Raw genomic sequence first — 2,380 nt, 5'->3', positions numbered from 1 at the left:
CCCAAACCCCCCGCGCATTAGGTTAACTGTGAGATGCTTACACGCGATTGTTCATATTTTTGTACTAATTTAAGAGTCACTGATAATTCTAAATGCGGTTATTAAAGACTGATTATTTATCCCCCCTTTTGCCTTTTGCATGAGTGCCTTTTGCCTATCTTCATAAGTAGCCTATACTCAAGGGATTTAGTATGATGAGTTTTTTACTCAAAAAACAGTATCTTTTTCGCCATCAAAGCAGTAATTAGCTATTCAACTAGGTCAAGATCAATTACAATGGTTAAAAGCTCAAGGAAAGGGATATGAAACAGGAATTGACCATATCTTGCGGGAAGTGATGGCACGCCAGCACCAGTGAAAAACATCGAAATAAAAATTGTCAGATCCCCCCGCCTATCGGCACCCCCCTTATCAAGGGGGGCAGGGGGGATCAGAGTCCAAAATCTATCTTCTCTTTGATTATAACTACTTATTTACCTCCTCTAAGCCCATGTCTAGATTATTAATCAGCCAGTATCAGGCGGAAGTTGAGAAGATTGTCCAATATGGCGGAAGTCGCAAGGAAACTTCGATTAGAGTCGCTTTTCAGAATTTATTAAATGACTATTGCAAGGCGCGGGATTTTTTGTTAATTCCGGAGTTGGATTATCGCACTAAGTCGGGAAAAGTTGTCTATCCTGACGGGACGGTAAAGGATGCTTTACGGTTAGATTGGGGATATTGGGAAAGTAAGGATCAATACGATAATTTAGATGAAGAAATTGAGAAAAAGTTAGCGAAAGGCTACCCTAATGACAATATTTTATTTGAAGACTCCCAGACGGCGGTTTTAATTCAAGGAGGAGAGGAAAGACTGCGCGTCTCGATGCGCGATGATGAGGCTTTGGATGGGATTATTAATGCTTTTATTAATTATGTACGTCCGGAGGTTGAGGATTTTCGAGAGGCGATTGATAGTTTTAAGGAAGATTTACCAACAATTTTAGAAGCGTTGCGGGGTTTAATTGCGTTGCAATCGGAGACGAATCGGAATTTTGTGACAGCGCGGGACAAATTTTTAGAGATTTGTCGCAAGTCAATCAATCCAGAAATTAGCCTGGAAGATGTGCGGGAGATGATTATTCAACACATCCTGACAGAGGATATTTTTATCAATATTTTTAATGAGTCCCAGTTTCACCGGGAAAATAATATCGCTAGGGAATTACAGGGAGTGATTGAAACTTTCTTTACTGGTAATACCAAGCGCAATACTTTAGGGACAATTGAACGTTATTATGCGGTAATTCGGCGGACGGCGGCGAATATTTATAACCACCACGAGAAGCAGAAGTTTCTCAAGGCGATTTATGAGAATTTTTATAAAGCATACAATCCGAAAGCGGCGGACCGGTTGGGAATTGTCTATACACCCAATGAAATTGTCCGTTTTATGATTGAAAGTGTCGATTATTTGGTTCACAAGCATTTTGGTAAGTTGTTGGCGGATCCAGGAGTAGAAATTTTAGATCCGGCGACGGGGACAGGAACTTTTGTGACGGAGTTAATTGAGTATTTACCGAAGGATAAGTTACGGTACAAGTATAAGCATGAGATGCACTGTAATGAGGTGGCAATTCTGCCTTATTATATTGCGAATTTGAATATTGAGTTCACCTATAAGCAGAAGATGGGTGAGTATGAGGAGTTTGAGCATATCTGTTTTGTGGATACCCTGGACCATGCTGCTTTTCATCTCAAGCAGATGGATTTGTTTGCCATGTCGGTGGAGAATACCCAACGGATTCAACATCAAAATGACCGCAATATTTCTGTAATTATTGGTAATCCTCCTTATAATGCCAAGCAGCAAAATGCTAATGACAATAATGCAAATCGTAAATACCCAGGAATAGATAAAAGAATTAAAGATACTTACATCAAAGAAGGGACAGCACAGAATCAAATTGTCGTCTATGATCTGTACACTCGCTTTATTCGTTGGGCTTCTGATCGATTAAATAAAGATGGTATAATAGCGTTTATCTGTAATTCTTCCTTTTTAGATGCTCGTTCTTTTGATGGGTTTAGAAAATGTATTGAAGAAGAATTTACTTGCGCTTATTTTATAGATTTAGGTGGTAATGTCAGGAAAATATCAGGGAAAGATGGGATTTTTATCTGTGAAAAACATACAATTTTTGGTACTGCTGCAATGACTGGTATTGCTATCCTGTTTTTAGTTAAAGACAGGATAGCAACTGGAAATAAAATTTTCTATGCTAATCCTTTTCATGTTCATGAGTTGCGAGAAGTTAAATTGTCTTATTTACAGAGTAACAAATTTAGTAATGTTTGCTTCGAGCATATCATCCCAGATAAAAAACATAATTGGCTCAAT

2 protein-coding genes are annotated in these 2,380 nt (G+C 38.5%); both read left to right on the top strand.

The features are described from left to right. The first annotated feature begins 250 nt into the window (after window positions 1–250). Window positions 251–358 (top strand): BrnA antitoxin family protein, encoded by a 108-nt coding sequence (locus PX636_RS18750; protein ID WP_265795881.1) that lies wholly within the window; start codon window positions 251–253, stop codon window positions 356–358. A 132-nt stretch (window positions 359–490) separates the two neighbouring features. Continuing rightward, window positions 491–2,380: N-6 DNA methylase (locus PX636_RS18745; protein ID WP_288118274.1), on the top strand; the 1,890-nt coding region annotated here is incomplete at its 3' end.

The sequence above is a fragment of the Microcystis sp. M53598_WE2 genome (assembly GCF_030067735.1).
In the GTDB taxonomy this organism is placed as follows: Bacteria; Cyanobacteriota; Cyanobacteriia; order Cyanobacteriales; family Microcystaceae; genus Microcystis; species Microcystis aeruginosa.
This window is presented reverse-complemented; position numbering and strand designations above follow the sequence as displayed.